This window comes from Acinetobacter sp. neg1 (assembly GCF_000788125.1).
Classification (GTDB): domain Bacteria; phylum Pseudomonadota; class Gammaproteobacteria; order Pseudomonadales; family Moraxellaceae; genus Acinetobacter; species Acinetobacter vivianii.
Genome location: NZ_JSZD01000022.1, coordinates 145630 through 160796, shown reverse-complemented (window position 1 = coordinate 160796; position 15167 = coordinate 145630). Strand labels below are relative to the sequence as shown.

General features: G+C 43.8%; 11 protein-coding genes. 4 read left to right on the top strand and 7 right to left on the bottom strand.

What is annotated here, in order from left to right:
* On the top strand, window positions 1–195 hold a 195-nt coding region (locus PJ15_RS18745), incomplete at its 5' end, for a hypothetical protein (protein WP_205620028.1).
* A gap of 334 nt (window positions 196–529) precedes the next feature.
* Here PJ15_RS18745 and PJ15_RS18155 read toward each other — a convergent pair.
* From PJ15_RS18155 to PJ15_RS18145, 3 genes are all read right to left on the bottom strand, one after another.
* The gene (locus PJ15_RS18155) at window positions 530–2506 is read right to left on the bottom strand and encodes a BCCT family transporter (protein ID WP_047433174.1); all 1977 of its coding nucleotides are present in this window, start codon (window positions 2504–2506) and stop codon (window positions 530–532) included.
* A gap of 232 nt (window positions 2507–2738) precedes the next feature.
* The gene (locus tag PJ15_RS18150) at window positions 2739–3962 is read right to left on the bottom strand and encodes a CaiB/BaiF CoA transferase family protein (protein ID WP_047433172.1); all 1224 of its coding nucleotides are present in this window, start codon (window positions 3960–3962) and stop codon (window positions 2739–2741) included.
* Window positions 3963–4097: 135 nt separating this feature from the next.
* Window positions 4098–5306: an acyl-CoA dehydrogenase gene (locus tag PJ15_RS18145; RefSeq protein ID WP_047433170.1), complete on the bottom strand. Its 1209-nt coding sequence runs from the start codon at window positions 5304–5306 to the stop codon at window positions 4098–4100.
* A gap of 227 nt (window positions 5307–5533) precedes the next feature.
* Between PJ15_RS18145 and PJ15_RS18140 the strand changes: the two genes are divergently transcribed.
* Window positions 5534–6490, top strand: a complete 957-nt coding sequence (locus tag PJ15_RS18140) for a LysR substrate-binding domain-containing protein (protein WP_047433167.1) — start codon at window positions 5534–5536, stop codon at window positions 6488–6490.
* On the opposite strand, the gene PJ15_RS18135 is transcribed toward PJ15_RS18140, so the two are convergent.
* Window positions 6484–7167 carry an ion channel gene (locus PJ15_RS18135; RefSeq protein ID WP_004773200.1) on the bottom strand — a complete coding sequence of 228 codons (684 nt, stop codon included), beginning with the start codon at window positions 7165–7167 and terminating at the stop codon, window positions 6484–6486. The genes PJ15_RS18140 and PJ15_RS18135 overlap by 7 nt on opposite strands.
* Window positions 7168–7213: 46 nt before the next feature.
* On the bottom strand, window positions 7214–7810 hold the full coding sequence (locus PJ15_RS18130; RefSeq protein ID WP_004773202.1) for a TetR/AcrR family transcriptional regulator: 597 nt from the start codon (window positions 7808–7810) through the stop codon (window positions 7214–7216).
* 85 nt (window positions 7811–7895) lie between these two features.
* Between PJ15_RS18130 and PJ15_RS18125 the strand changes: the two genes are divergently transcribed.
* Window positions 7896–9104, top strand: coding sequence for an oxygenase MpaB family protein (locus tag PJ15_RS18125; protein WP_047433164.1), 1209 nt, complete (start codon window positions 7896–7898; stop codon window positions 9102–9104).
* 49 nt (window positions 9105–9153) lie between these two features.
* Here PJ15_RS18125 and PJ15_RS18120 read toward each other — a convergent pair whose 3' ends face one another.
* Window positions 9154–10869: a cation acetate symporter gene (locus PJ15_RS18120; RefSeq protein ID WP_047433161.1), complete on the bottom strand. Its 1716-nt coding sequence runs from the start codon at window positions 10867–10869 to the stop codon at window positions 9154–9156.
* 1 nt (window position 10870) lies between these two features.
* Window positions 10871–11203, bottom strand: coding sequence for a DUF485 domain-containing protein (locus PJ15_RS18115; RefSeq protein WP_004773206.1), 333 nt, complete (start codon window positions 11201–11203; stop codon window positions 10871–10873).
* A gap of 184 nt (window positions 11204–11387) precedes the next feature.
* On the opposite strand from PJ15_RS18115, the gene PJ15_RS18110 reads away from it, so the two are divergent.
* Window positions 11388–14882, top strand: a complete 3495-nt coding sequence (locus PJ15_RS18110) for a PAS domain-containing hybrid sensor histidine kinase/response regulator (protein ID WP_171248631.1) — start codon at window positions 11388–11390, stop codon at window positions 14880–14882.
* The last annotated feature ends 285 nt before the right edge of the window (window positions 14883–15167 follow it).

Below are 15167 nucleotides of genomic sequence, written 5' to 3'. Positions count from 1 at the left end.
ATCAAGCTAGGTCGGCTATATTACTCTAAATTTCTTCAAAGTCAACAGGTAATTTCGATATTTTTAAAACTTATCAATCAACCCAAGAATCCAACCTATTTAGCCAAATCCTTGTTTCTCAACAAGTTTTTATCTGCATCACCGCCGATGGATGTGCATTCTACAGCATTTCAGGTCACACGCAAGCATTTTTGAAAATTAAATTATTCGGTTGTTCTATTTTTAAACTTTAACTTATCTAATTCACTGATTTATATAATTTAAAATTTATTCATTATCTTAAAAGGTAATTTAAAAATACAAGAAAACGTATAACCAATTATTATTTAATGACTTTTAATTAAAATCGTTTTAATTAACATCAAAAATTTCTTAAAGTTGATCATTTCTTTAGCAGATTCATTTTATTTTTTATTTATAAAAGCGCTTTCAGCTAAAAATTAGCTTTAAAAAAGATGCTCCAAAAAGAAAACAACGGTTTTGAAATGCTCAAAACCGTTGTTTATATTGTATCAGTACGAATCTTTGATTAAGAATTTGTACCTCGTACAATGTTCAAGAAGTAAAGATGACGTTCATACTGATCAATAATGTCCTGAATTAAATCTTCTTGGGTCCAATCCATGACATCGTAGTTTTGACCACCTTCTCTCAAGAAGACTTCTGCCTGGTAATATTGAGCTTCGTCAGCATCACCTTGTCCAAGCATAAAACTTGGCGGTACGGTCTCATGGGCATATACCGTATAGATGAAGTTAATCTCATGATGATGATCAACACGCAATTGCAAGCCTTGTTCAGTATTTTGAATATTCACTTCAAGATGACGGCGTTTAAATTCTTTCTGAATACTTTCAAACGCTTTTCTCACCTGAGTATCAATATAGTTTCTTACCTCAGCTTCAGTATGCGGGTAATGCATAATCAGACCTAAACGTTGCTGCCAACTACGAGGATTATGAATTGCCCGTGGTGTAATACGTGCTTCCTGAATAGCTTGCATTTTGGTCACATCGATTTTTAAGGCCTTTAATAAACCCCAACTCATCAATAACATCACTAAAGTAAACGGCAAGGCACTCATAATGATTGACGCTTGCAACGCAGCGAGCCCCCCCACCAGAAGCAAAATAATTGCCAGAGCCGCCATCAATACGGTCCAGAACAGTCTTTGCCAAGCCGGCGAGTTTTCTGTTTTAGCGGTCAGATAATCCGTCACTAATGCACCAGAGTCCGCAGAAGTCACGAAGAACAGCATCACCAGTACTGTTGCCAGTAAACTCATCGCACCCGAAAACGGTAAATGATTCAGGAATTCAAATAAGGCAACTGAAGAATCATTTTGTACAGCTTGAATCAGAGTGACATTGTGTTCTTGCAAAATGCTGAACAGTGCAGCATTTCCTAAGAAGCCCATCCAGATGATGGTAAAGCCCGTTGGAATCAGTAATACACCGACGATAAACTCACGGATGGTTCGACCACGTGAAACCCGTGCAATGAACATCCCGACAAATGGCGACCAAGAAATCCACCATGCCCAATACATGATCGTCCAGCCACCAATCCAGCCATTCGGTTGGTAGGCATATAAGTTAAACGTCATGCTAAACAGATTGGAAATATAAGAACCTGTGTTTTGAATGGTTGTTTGCAATAAGTAGATACTTGGCCCTGCAATAAAGACAAAGGCCAACAGCACTAAAGCCAAGATCAGATTCAGCTCAGAAAGACGCTTTACGCCTTTATCCAGTCCTAAGAACACAGATAAAGATGCCAAGGCACTCACAAAGATAATCAGAACAACCTGAACATTGCTACTTTGCTCGATACCAAAGAGATAATGTAAACCGGAGTTAATCTGGGTAACACCAAAACCTAAAGAGGTCGCAACACCAAATACCGTACCAATGGTGGCAAAAATATCGATGCTATCGCCCAAAGGACCATAAATCTTTTTACCAATAATTGGATATAAAGCGGAACGGGTTTTTAACGGGAGATTATGGCGATAGGCAAAATAAGCAAGTGCCAACCCGACAACTGCATAAATTGCCCAGGCATGTAAGCCCCAATGGAAAAAGGTAATGCGTAAGGCTTGCTGCGCCGACTCTACACTTTCAGGATCACCGCTCGGTGGACTGATATAGTGCATGACGGGCTCCGCCACGCCAAAGAACATCAGACCGATCCCCATCCCAGCCGTAAATAGCATGGCAAACCATGAGCCATTGCTATATTCAGGCTGACTGTGATCAGGTCCTAATTTGATTTTTCCGCTGGCGGAACAGGCAATATAAATCAGTAGAATCAAAAAGACGGCGACTGATAAAACATAAAACCAGCTAAATGAATCGGTGATCCATTGTTTAAGCTGCTGTGTAAGAAGTTCAAAGGAACTCGGTGCAACAATGACGATTGCGAGAAAAATCGCAATAATGATCACCGTGCTTAAAAACACGTTTGGATTCACATTCGCAAACAGCGAAGATGGCTTGGAAGGCATAATTCCCCCACGTTATTCTAATGATAATGGACAGGCCATAACAGCCAAAATAAGACATTCACAACGTGAATAAAAGCGAGTTCATGTAATGTAAAACTCGTGCTCTAGTATAAAAAATATCAAGAATAACGCAGTTGTAATGCTGTAACAGAATATAAAACTCAACAGTAAGATTTTGATTTTATATAGATAAAGCTAAAATTTCAGCAATCTAAACGACACAGGGCATTCTCTACAAATGCCCTACCACGCCTTGCTCAGTCAACGCGGCCAAGACCTCTGTTGAACAATATTTTGCTAAAACCTGTTGGGTATGCTCTCCCAAACGGGGCGGTGCAAGACGATATTCCACAGGTGTTGCAGACAACTTCAACGGTGATGCAATCATTTTAAACTGACGATATTGTGGATGTGGAATCGACACCACCATTTCCCGTGCTTGTACTTGCGGTTCTTGTAAGGCCTCATCCACATTATTGATCATACCTACAGGTACTTTAACGGCATGAATCCGCTCTACCCAGTATTGTGCAGATTGCGTAAGAAAATGCTGATCCATTAAAGTGGTCAATTCTCCACGATGCGCAATCCGATCCTGATTGAATCGAAACTTGGGATGCGCTGCCCATTCAGCTTGACCGATGGCCTGACACAAGGCTTTAAACTGGGCATCATTGCCGCACGCAATAATAAAGTCCTTATCTTTTGCCTTAAAAGTTTGATAAGGGACAATATTGGCATGGGCATTCCCCCAACGTTTCGGTGCCTGACCTGTGATCAAATAGTTCATGCCATGATTGGCTAAGCCTGCGACCTGCACATCGAGTAAGGACAAATCAATATGCTGTCCTTTTCCTGTCGCTTGACGCGTCCAAAGCGCCGCCTGAATCGCAATGGTGGCATACAACCCTGTTTGTAAATCTGTGACTGCAACGCCAACTTTTTGTGGGCCGCCTCCTGCCAGATCATCCTTTTCACCAGTAATGCTCATCAATCCCGCCATACCCTGAATCACAAAATCATAACCAGGTTCAGATGCACGCGGCCCTGTTTGCCCAAAGCCCGTAATGGAGCAATAGACCAATCTCGGATTGATTTCACTCAGGCTGGCATAGTCCAGCCCGTATTTGCCTAATGAACCGACCTTATAGTTTTCAATCAGCACATCACTGTCCTTGACCATTTCTCTGAGCAAGGCTTGGCCTTCCTTGGATGCAATATCAATGGCGACAGAGTATTTATTCCGATTGGCAGACTGATAATACCCCGCTTCGCGTGTAGGTTGTCCTGCATCATCTTTCATCCACGGCGGTCCCCACATACGAGTATCATCACCTGTTTGAGGACGTTCAATCTTGATCACTTCAGCGCCTAAATCGGCCAGAATCTGACTACACCAAGGTCCTGCCAACACTCGGCTAAGATCCAGTACACGTAAACCTGTTAATGCACCCATCCTGTTCCTTCCTTATGATTTTTGTGGATCGTATTGACAACCCTGCTTCACAGCCTTGGTCGATATTTTTTAGGCATGAATTTGCCTAAAGACACGCCCGAAAGCGTATCTTTGTGTTCAACAAGTGATGAATTTTTAGTTAGAAAATGCAGCGATGCCTGTTTGTGCACGACCAAGAATCAAGGCATGCACATCATGAGTTCCTTCATAGGTATTCACCACTTCTAAGTTGACCAGATGACGTGCCACACCAAATTCATCACTGATGCCATTGCCGCCCATCATGTCACGTGCCAGTCGGGCAATTTCCAGCGCTTTACCACAGTTATTGCGTTTGATCAGCGATGTGCCTTCGACTGAAGCAATGCCTGCATCTTTCATTTGCCCAAAACGTAAGGCGACTTGTAGGCCCAGAGCAATTTCAGTTTGCATATCTGCCAGTTTTTTCTGAATGAGTTGATTGGCTGCCAGAGGTCGCCCGAACTGTTTACGATCCATGGTGTATTGATGTGCGGTATGCCAACAGAATTCAGCAGCGCCCATCGCACCCCATGCAATACCGTAACGGGCACTGTTCAAGCAAGTAAATGGCCCTTTCAGACCGCGTACCTCAGGAAACGCATTTTCTTCTGGTACAAACACTTGATCCATCACGATTTCACCGGTAATTGATGCACGTAGTCCGACCTTGCCATGAATGGCAGGTGCAGAGAGTCCTTCCCAGCCTTTTTCCAAAATAAATCCGCGGATCTCCCCGACATTGCCTGCTTCAGAAACTTCTTTGGCCCAAACCACAAAGACATCTGCGATTGGACTGTTGGTAATCCACATTTTACTGCCACTGAGACGATAACCGCCTGCAACTTTTTTGGCACGGCACAGCATGCTTCCCGGATCAGAACCGTGGTCAGGCTCAGTCAATCCAAAACAGCCAATGTACTCGCCTGACGCCAATTTAGGCAGGTATTTCTGTTTTTGTGCCTCTGTACCAAATTCATCAATTGGCACCATCACCAACGAACTTTGCACGCTGGCCATAGAGCGATAGCCAGAATCTACGCGTTCAATCTCGCGTGCAATCAAACCATAACTGACATAGTTCAATCCTGCTCCACCGTATTGCTCTGAAATAGTTGGACCTAATAGACCTAGCTCACCCATTTCCCGAAAAATACTTGGATCTGTTTTTTCATGGCGGAATTGCTCCAGTACGCGTGGCATGAGTTTGTCTTGACAATAGGCGTGAGCGCTATCCCGAATCATGCGTTCTTCTGAGCTAAGTTGCTGTTCGAGTAAAAATGGATCTTGCCAGTTAAAAGAGACACGCTTTCCTTGATTTGCCATGACTTTTATCTTCCTTTTGAGCAATTTGAATATCAGTGATGTACTTGATGCTAGGCCAGATTAAAGCTTCAGGCAAACGATGTTTTTTCATACAGCTATGCGTTTTATGCATAGCTCAATTGAAACGGACTCCATTATTCTGTTAAAAATACAGCAGAGAATAATGTATAACACTTGAATTATCCCAACCTCATGGTTCTTTTTGCAGGTAACACAAGGACGCTGTTATGCGACGTATGATTCCTTCACTCCAGTCATTGATTTGCTTTGAAGCCGCTGCCAAACATAAGACCTATACCCATGCCGCACAGGAACTCAGCATGACCCAAAGTGCGGTTTCCAGACAGATTCAGCAACTGGAAGAGTTTCTCAATCTGCCCTTGTTTCATCGGGTACGACATGGGGTGGAACTGACGATTGCGGGGGAACAATATCTCAAAAATATCAAGACACATTTGCTCGGACTGGAACACAGCACGCTCGACCTGATGTCACATCAAGGTTTAGGTGGCACGCTCAAACTCGGGGTGGTGCCGACCTTTGCAACGCGCTGGCTGCTACCACGCCTACATCGTTTTAATGAAGTCTATCCCGAAATCACCATTCATCTTGAAACCAGCACCAAGCCGTTTTTATTCAGTGAACAGATTTTTGATGCCGCCATCTATGCAGGTACGCCCGCTCAAATTGAAAATTGGCCCGGAACCACCGCACATTTTTTGATGCAAGAAGAAGTCGTTGCCGTTTGCTCACCAACGCTGATCAGAAAGTTCTTCCCTGATCTGATTCAAGATGAATCACCACCAGCGCTTGATCTGACTGCGGCACAACTCTCTCAACTGCCCTTATTACAACAGACCACTCGCCCTGGAATCTGGAAAGAATGGTTCGACAGTCTGGGCTATAACGCCCCCTATGCCATGGAAGGTCAGCGCCATGAGCTATTTTCCATGCTGTCCGTTGCCGCTACACACCATCTTGGTGTGGCACTGATTCCACAAATGCTGATTGAAAAAGAACTGAATCGAGGAGAATTGATCATCGTGTCATCGCACAAACTCAGCGGTTCGCGTTGCTATTATTTTGTTTATGCCGAACAGCCGCATAACCCAATTATGCTGAAATTCATCGAATGGCTGGAACAGGAAACTGCAACCCGCTCCATTTCAACATCGGATCACTGATTTTTGGGTAAATGCGCAATATATTGCAATGCAATCAAACGGGAGACCACCACGGCGAGGTACATCACCCCACCAAACATTTGTAACATTGCTAGGACTCTGGCGGCTGGGCTCATCGGCATCAAGTCAGATAAACCTGTTGCCGATTGCAGACTAAAACTTAAGAACAGCAGATCCAGCCAACTTTGTAAGGCTTGTGGCTGATTGGGATTCAGGAAACTGTTCGGCAAAAGTAGCTGACAAATACTGTATAAAAAAGCAAAGGCCCAAGCGATCAAGGTAAATACAGCACCTGCGGCAAATAGCTCATCCTTGGTCAGATAACGGTCGGCAAACATATAGCGCAACAAGCCATAAGCCGCATAGAAATAGGCCAGAGCCTCAAAACTATAGGCCATAATTTGAATGGTCGGCGTGGCATAACCAATAAAGAGCATAATCGAAAATAGGAAGGCACCACTGACAAAAACCAAGCCCCAAAAGGTAAATACAGGTGTTTGTCGAATCACCTTGGCAATAATCAGAAGCGCCAAAACGCCCATTGACCAAGTTAAGGCACGATATTCACTATCACCATAGGTCAGCATATAGAGAACCAATAAAGCCAGTTGAACCAGCAGCAACCATGCAGATGGCAACAAACGAAACGTACTCCAGAATTGTTTTAAGCTTTGCATGTGGTATTCCTGAATCTTGTTATGGTTTTCATTTTTGTTGAGTGCATCATACTGCATCTAAAAAAGAAACGATCATTTTAGACAGTTCTTGTTGCAGGCGTTGTTCTTCAATAAGAAAAGTATTTTTACTGGCATAACGCATCATGGTAAATAAGGTACTGTTAATAATCACAAAAGACTTATGTTTTAAGGTCTCAAAATCCCAGTGTGGATAATAACGCCCGAATAAATACATGCCGACTTCTAAAAAGTGCTGCTCTAAAACTTGTGCCGCTTCCGAATCACTATAAGCATGCCAGTTTTTTAAGATTTCGATAAAAAAGCCTTGATCAGACTTTAGCGATTCAAAGCCAAAGGCAATACTTAATGTGATGATGTCCTGAATAGAAGTTTGCTGTTGTAGCATCACCAGTTGCTTGACTGCCTGTCCCAAATTTTCACTTTTACGTAGCAATAATTCCGCAATGATTTGCTCTTTATTTTCAAAATACTGATAAATCGATCCGACACTCACCCCTGATTTTTCAGAGATTTTAGGGGTGGTTACCTGCAAAACCCCATATTCAGAAATACATTTCTGTGCCCCTTCCAAAATACTTTCAACGATCATTTTGGCGCGTTGCTGCTGCGGTCGTTTTCTCATGCTCAGCCTCAATTGAAATGCGAATTGAATGTGAATAATTATTCATATTAAGCTTTGATTAAATAACAATCAGGGACTTTATGCAATGCAAAGCATCGTTAAACCTAAACGCTTGGCGGCGTTTGAAGACATGATTCAGCGCAATATCAAAACGAAAATTCTCAGTTATATGACCCGACAGGAAGTTCAACCGAGTTATCAGGAATATCTTGACTTGAATACAGCCCTGCAAAGTGGTGATGAACCAATGGATCAGGTGCTGCTTTGGGTGCTACAAAATCCTAAAGTGCATCGTAAATACTTTGAAACGGCACTATATGAAGGTTTAGATAAATTACCGCATGAAATTCCTGAACTCACCAATTTCTTCCAACTGGTGGAACGAAAACCTGATTGGTATGAGCAAGCCAAAGTCGATGAAGCACTTAAGTTTACTTATCGTTTAGGCGTTAATAATGGACTGATCCTACGGGATTTGTCCTTAATGACCGGCTATATGTATCCGGGATTTAACCAACCTCTGATCCTGACCGGTGCATTAAAGAAACAGGCAGGAACTCGTCTCGCTGAAACCACCAAATGGTGGGTCGATATCACCGAAGCAGATGGTTTTTCACGTTTTAGTAAAGGCTTTACATCCACCATTTTTGTGCGATTCATTCATGCCTTAGTACGTTATCAACTGCAAAAATCAGAGAAATGGGATGCCGAGACTTGGGGTCTACCGATCAACCAATATGATCAGGCCATGACCAATATTGCCTTTAGTGGTGTGGTGCTGATTGGTATTCGTGCTTTGGGGATTTTTCCGAGCAAGCAGGAAGTCGATAGCTTTTTACATTTCTGGAAATATGCAGGCTGGTTAATGGGTGTTGAAGAAAAATGGTTGGTCGATCATGAAGCAGACGGCTGGAAACTGATTTACTGGATGCAATTTGCCCATCCGCAATCCGATGCCAGTAGCATCTCACTAGGTTCCAGTCTTTCCAAAGAACCATTCGAACGCAAATATCGCTATCTAAGGACTTTCCAGCAAAAACTGGCATATAAACAGCATTTAGAAATTACCCAGTTTTTTATTGGTCGCAAGAAGATGCAAAAATTGGGTTTGGCTCCGCAATCAGCAGCTTGGTTTGCTTATTATCTGATTGGTCGAAATTTAGCGCTGTATACCAGTGCCAAACATATTCCAAAATTAAACCGTTTTCTTGAACAAAATGGGCGTCATTTACAACGCATTGGCTTGTCGCTCTATCGCAATCAGTCACAGCAACTGGCGAGCATGCATCAATAAGCCATAAAAAAGCCCTCAATCAATGAGGGCTTTTTTTAGCTCAAGCGAATTAGTGATCTGACGCGCCAGAAGCACCGACCCCTGTCATTGAGCGAACAAACTGAGCATCAAAGGCTTTACGCTCTTTCTCTGCACGTGCTGACTTGTCAGTGACAGAGAAGAACCAGCAGCAGAAGAATGAAAGTGGCATTGCAAATAATGCTGGGCCATTGAATGGGTTTGGCGCAGTTTCAGAAATAGCCAAGGTATCTACCCAAACCGCTTTAGATAGAATGATCAGGCTCACCGCACCAACTAAACCTACGACACCACCAATCACTGCACCACGCGTTGTTAAGCCTTTCCAGAACATTGATAACACGAGTACCGGGAAGTTTGCACAACATGCCACCGAGAATGCCAAGCCAACCATAAAGGCAACGTTTTGTTTCTCAAACAAGATACCCAAAATCATGGCGAAGATCGCTAAACCTAAAGTTGCGATTTTTGACATTTTCAATTCAGATTCAGGTGTTGTTTTGCCTTTCTTGAATACGTTGGCATAAAGGTCATGTGAAATTGCAGATGCACCTGACAGCGTTAAACCTGCAACCACCGCAAGGATTGTTGCGAATGCGACCGCTGAAATGAAGCCCATGAACAAGTCACCGCCCACAGCATCACTCAAGTGAACTGCCGCCATGTTGTTACCGCCCACCAGCTCTAATTTGCCTGTCACTGCTGCTTTCGCAAGATCAAGGAATTGCGGGTTATTTGCAACAAACAGGATCGCACCGAAACCGATAATGAAAGTTAAAAGATAGAAGTAACCAATAAAGCCCGTTGCCACCACAACTGATTTACGTGCTTCTTTGGCATCTTTTACTGTGAAGAAACGCATCAAGATATGCGGTAAACCAGCAGTACCAAACATCAAGGCAAGACCAAGTGAAAGCGCATCAATCGGGTTAGCCGTTAATGAACCTGGCCCCATGATTTTAGCGGCTTCATCCCAGCTCATGCTGTGCGCCTGGCTATACACCTCAATCGCTTGATTGAACATATTGGTGAAGCTAAAACCAACTGCTTTCATTACCATAAATGCCATGAAAGTCGCGCCACTGAGCAACATCACGGCTTTAATGATTTGCACCCACGTGGTTGCCAACATGCCACCGAAGATCACATACGCCATCATCAAGAGGCCTACGATCACAACTGCGATGTTGTAGTTCAAACCAAAGAGTAATTTGATGAGCTGACCTGCACCCACCATCTGTGCAATCAGGTAGAACGCCACGACAACTAATGAACTAAATGCTGCCAAGGTACGTACTGGCTTTTCTTCCAGACGGAACGACACCACATCGGATAAGTTATATTTACCCAAGTTACGTAAACGCTCTGCCACAAGGAACAAAACGATTGGCCAACCGACCATGAAACCGAGTGAATAGAGCAAGCCATCAAAGCCCGAACTGAACACCAATGCAGAAATACCCAAGAACGATGCGGCTGACATATAGTCACCGGCAATCGCCAAACCATTTTGGAAACCACTAATCCCGCCACCAGCGGTATAGAAATCTTGTGCAGACTGGGTTTGCTTCGCTGCCCATTTGGTAATGAACAATGTAAAACCGACAAAGATCGTAAACATAATGATCGCATGCCAGTTGGTCGCTTGCTGTTCAGCTGTACCTAAATCTGGACTGGCGAATGCAATACTTGTGCAGCAAAAGCTGAGCAGTGTGAACAGTATCGCTTTGAATGATGTCCCTTTCATCTCAGTGCATCCCTTTTTCATGTGCAATGGCCTCAACTTCCTTGAGGGCTTCTTCATTCAACTGGTCAAGCTTATTATTGGCAATGTAGGAATACACCCCACATAAAATAAATGACAACACAATAATGCCTAAACCGAGGGGAATACCCCAAGTGGTTACACCACCGCTAAATGAACTTGCTAAAAATTCTTTGTTATAGCCAACCAAAAGCATAAATCCAACGTAGATAAACAGCATAATTGCTGTTAATGTCCAACTTAATGTACGCTTTTTGCTGACCATTTCTTGAAACTTTGGATTATGTAGAATTCGATCTACCTGAGAATCATCCATAATCAACTCCTTATTTTTGTGTCCAACCGTGGACCCCTTTTTACGTGGGATTTTTCATTATCCAACTTAACAAGATTATGATTGACTCGTAACTTAGACTTTGGTCTCTAAATGCAAATCTCTACTCCTTGCTATACCCGCGCTTCGGGTATGATAAAAAATGGAATTTGATCACGTGAGCAATATGAACAGTTGGCTTATTCTTGGGGTATTGGCCCTGTACATCGTGCTGTTATTCGGCTGTGCTTTTTTTGGTGAAAAGCACGCCAGCCGTTTAAGTACGCGTGGTCGGATGCTGCTGTTCAGCTTAACTTTGGGCGTATATTGCTCTTCATGGACCTTTTATGGCGCAACAGGCGCCGCGGTTCGCCAAGGCGTGATCTTTCTGCCGATTTATCTTGGGCCATTGCTATTTATCTGGTTTGGTTATGACATCTGGAAGCGCTTAGGCCGCATCCGTCAGCACCATGCTATTTCGTCAATTGCCGATTTTGTGGCTGCCCGTTACGGCAAAAGCGGAAGTCTGGCAGCACTGGTCACGATTCTTGCCGTCATTGCGATTGTGCCCTATCTGGCTTTGCAACTTCGCGCTATTGCACTTAGCGCTTCGGTGATTCTGGAACAGAACGCACATATCCATACCACCACCAATAGTGTTCTGGTGCTGACGGCTGTACTGGCGATTTTGGCCATGATTTTTGGGACACGGCATATTGCGCATACCGAACAGCACGGCGGTTTAATGCTGGCTGTTGCCTTTGAGTCCTTTGTTAAGCTCTTTGCCCTGCTCTGTGTGGCAGCATTTTTCTTATTACAATCTCCTGACAATATTAAACAGGTCAGTACTGATGTTCATCAGCATTTTCATGACCTGCAACAACTCGGTGTCCCTGAAACTTTCTGGGTGCAAACATTACTGGCAGGTCTAGCCATGATCTGCCTGCCACGCCAGTTCCATGTGGCGGTGGTGGAATTACGAGATGAAAAACATATTCGTGGGGCGCGTCGCTGGTTCGCTGCCTATCTGATTCTGACCGTGATTGCGATCATTCCAATTGCCAGTTGGGCGCTGCATTCTTTACCCGAATCGTTGGGGACACCAGACATTGCCGTACTGGCCTTACCGATGAGCTATCAGCAAGATTGGTTAGCACTTTTGGCTTTTCTGGGAGGCTTTTCAGCTTCGACCGGAATGCTTTTGGTTGCCTCTGTGGCATTGTCAATTATGCTCAGTAATGACCTGATTATGCCTGCCCTGTGGCGTTTTAAAATTATTTCCCGTCATGATCAGCATTTGCCTCGGGTACTCAAACTCACCCGCCGCATTAGTATCATTAGCGTGATGTTACTGGGCTTTTTGTTTTTCCATTTCTTTAATGATATCAATCAATTATCTGTTTTTGGCCTACTGGCTTTTAGTGCGGTCGCACAATTTTCTCCTGCCTTGATTGGCGGCTTATACTGGCGTGGTGCAAGTCGTCAGGGTGTCTACGTCGGCCTGTTAATGGGCTTTGCTATGTGGAGCTACACCTTACTGTTCCCGACTGTACTGCGTAGCCTGCCTGATCACTATCAAGATTTTGCACAACATATTTTATTGTTTGGGCCTTTTAATATTAATGGCTTACGTCCCGAAGCCTTACTCGGATTTGAATCGTTTGCCCCACTCACCCATGGTGTGTTGTGGTCTTTAGGTTTGAACGTGGTGCTTTATATTTGGGTATCGCGCCTTTACCGTCCAAGTGTGGCCGAACAAATTCAGGCGGAAAGTTTTTTCTATTATGAAAGCAAACCATTGCCTTCAGCCCAGTCCAATACTGACCTGACAGATCTGCATCTGAATGCTGCACGACTTAAAGTCGGTGATTTACTGGCATTGGCCAAGCGTGTCACAGGTGATAAACCAACGCTACAAGCTTTTCAGCAATTTTGTGAACAAAATCATGTGGTTTTAAATGAAAATCATGTGGCGAATGGCATGTGGTGGCGCTTTACCGAGCAATATCTGGCAGGGATTATTGGAGCTGCATCTGCCCGTACCTTATTGACCACTGCCATGATTAATAATGGTCTGGCGCTGGGTCAAGTCGCGAACATTCTTGACCAAGCCTCGCAATGGCAGCGTTTTAACCAAAATTTATTAATGACCATGATCGATCACATGACACAAGGGGTCAGTGTGGTGGATAAAAATATGTGTCTGGTGGCATGGAACAATCAATACCTGAAGCTATTTGATTATCCAAAAGATCTAGTCTACGTCGGCTGCCCAATTGCAGACTTGATTCGCTATAACGCGGAACGTGGTGAATGTGGGCCAGGCCCAGTTGAAGAACATGTGCGTAAACGACTGCACTGGATGAAAGTTGGCAGTGCCCATGAGTTCGAACGGATTCGTAAAGATGGTTTGGTTATTCAAATGCGCGGCAATCCAATTGAAGGCGGTGGTTTTGTCACCACTTTTGCCGATATTACGGCATTCCGTGAAAATGAAGCGGTACTGGAAGAACGTGTCAGTGACCGAACCCAGCAGCTTGCGAATGCGTTGACCGAACAGCAATTGGCGCTGGAACAAGCCGATAAAGCCAATCAATCGAAAAGCCGTTTCTTGGCCGCAGCCAGTCATGATTTACTTCAACCGATGCATGCAGCACGTCTATTTAGTACCGCTTTAGAACAAAGTGTCCATTCCGCAGAAGATCAGCAGACCTTACAACAGCTGGATCGGGCACTTTACGGTGCAGAAAGTATGCTCTCTGCCCTACTGGATATTGCCCGTTTAGAAGGCGGTACTATTCAACCCAAACGCCAAGCCTATTCATTGCATGATTTATTGAACGATCTGGAATTACAGTTCAAATCCATTGCGGCCCAGCGCGATATTCAACTCTCCGTCCACGATACCAAGTTTTGGGTAGATACCGACCCTCAATGGATGCGACGAATTATCCAGAACTTTGTCAGCAATGCTTTACGTTATACAGCGCAAGGACGTGTGGTGGTTGGTGTGTTGCGTTCCGCACAGCGAGCAAACCATATTCGTATTGGTGTTTGGGATACAGGGCCAGGGATTAATGAACAACAGCGCCTTAAACTGTTCCAAGAGTTTGAGCGTTGTGGGCATACTTCACCTTGGGGCGAACAAGGTCTTGGACTGGGGCTTGCGATTGTACAACGGATGACCAGCCTGCTGGATTTCCCCGTACATGTTTATTCTGAACTGGGTAAAGGCTCCTGCTTCATGATCGAAGTCCCTTTAGTGGAAGCACCTAAAATTCAAACGGCGACACCGCATGTGACGGCATTACAGCATACGGCCTATAAAGTCCTGTGTCTGGATAATGATGAAACCATTCTGGAAGGGATGCGAACACTGTTGAGCAAATGGGGCTATCAAATCTTCACTGCAACAGAACCTGAAGAAGCACTCCAACTCATTGAGCAGGAAGAGATTCAGGTCTGGCTGATTGATCAGCATTTGAATCATGATCAACGTGGTTTGGACTTTATTGAACAATATCGTCCTGCGCATATTCCAGTCGCGTTGATTACTGCAGACTCCGATCCAGAACTGCCTCAATATTTAAAACAGCAGAATATTGTATTGCTGAAAAAGCCGCTTAAACCCGCTGGTTTACGTGCGTGGTTATCTGGTTTAAAAATCATGCCTATGCAATAAATGACCAAATATTTTGCAATATAGGCAAAAACCATCAAAAAACAGTATTTTGAGCGATGATAAATTGACCAAAGTGCTCAAATGATAATTGGCTATGGCAAAAACGTTCACTTACATTAGTGAACGTTTGTACACTTACTTACAATTAATTAAGTTATTGTTTTTATTTTATAATTTTACCCTAAAAAACCATTCTACAACTTTAGTCGTATTCTACTTGCTTTCTTGATACCGCATAAATTGATCAAATTAATGGAAACCTAGGTCTCATCGTGTTGGGTTTCT